The organism is Catenulispora yoronensis (assembly GCF_039531695.1).
GTDB classification, from domain to species: domain Bacteria; phylum Actinomycetota; class Actinomycetes; order Streptomycetales; family Catenulisporaceae; genus Catenulispora; species Catenulispora yoronensis.
Genome location: NZ_BAAAQN010000142.1, coordinates 1 through 1,281, shown reverse-complemented (window position 1 = coordinate 1,281; position 1,281 = coordinate 1). Strand labels below are relative to the sequence as shown.

The 1,281-nt window shown below is 52.6% G+C and carries 1 rRNA gene; it reads right to left on the bottom strand.

The window, feature by feature from the left end:
- Nucleotides 1–1,281, bottom strand: a 23S ribosomal RNA gene (locus ABD481_RS46385); the annotation flags it as partial.

Sequence of the window (1,281 nt, the reverse complement as noted above, 5' to 3'; positions counted from 1 at the left end):
CCATTCGTGCAGGTCGGAACTTACCCGACAAGGAATTTCGCTACCTTAGGATGGTTATAGTTACCACCGCCGTTTACTGGCGCTTCGATCAAGAGCTTCTCCTTACGGATAACCCCATCAATTAACCTTCCGGCACCGGGCAGGCGTCACACCGTATACGTCCACTTTCGTGTTTGCACAGTGCTGTGTTTTTAATAAACAGTTGCAGCCAGCTGGTATCTTCGACTGGTCTCAGCTCCATCCGCAGGGACTTCACCTACACACCAGCGTGCCTTCTCCCGAAGTTACGGCACCATTTTGCCTAGTTCCTTCACCCGAGTTCTCTCAAGCGCCTCGGTATTCTCTACCTGACCACCTGTGTCGGTTTGGGGTACGATTTGATGTTACCTGATGCTTAGAGGCTTTTCCTGGAAGCAGGGCATTTGTTACTTCAGCACCGTAGTGCCTCGTCATCACACCTCAGCCTTGATTATCCGGATTTGCCTGGATAACCAGCCTACATGCTTAAACCGGGACAACCGTCGCCCGGCTAACATAGCCTTCTCCGTCCCCCCTTCGCAGTAACACCAAGTACAGGAATATTAACCTGTTTCCCATCGACTACGCCTTTCGGCCTCGCCTTAGGGGTCGACTCACCCTGCCCCGATTAACGTTGGACAGGAACCCTTGGTCTTCCGGCGAGCGGGCTTTTCACCCGCTTTATCGTTACTTATGTCAGCATTCGCACTTCTGATACCTCCAGCATGCCTCACAGCACACCTTCGCAGGCTTACAGAACGCTCCCCTACCCAACAACACATAGTGTCGCTGCCGCAGCTTCGGTGCATGGTTTAGCCCCGTTACATCTTCCGCGCAGGCCGACTCGACCAGTGAGCTATTACGCTTTCTTTAAATGATGGCTGCTTCTAAGCCAACATCCTGGCTGTCTGTGCCTTCCCACATCGTTTCCCACTTAACCATGACTTTGGGACCTTAGCTGGCGGTCTGGGTTGTTTCCCTCTTCACGACGGACGTTAGCACCCGCCGTGTGTCTCCCGTGATAACATTCTTCGGTATTCGTAGTTTGCATCGGGTTGGTAAGTCGGGATGACCCCCTAGCCGAAACAGTGCTCTACCCCCGAAGATGAGTTCACGAGGCGCTACCTAAATAGCTTTCGGGGAGAACCAGCTATCACGTGGTTTGATTGGCCTTTCACCCCTAACCACAGGTCATCCGCTAATTTTTCAACATTAGTCGGTTCGGTCCTCCAGTTAGTGTTACCCAACCTTCAACCTGCCCAT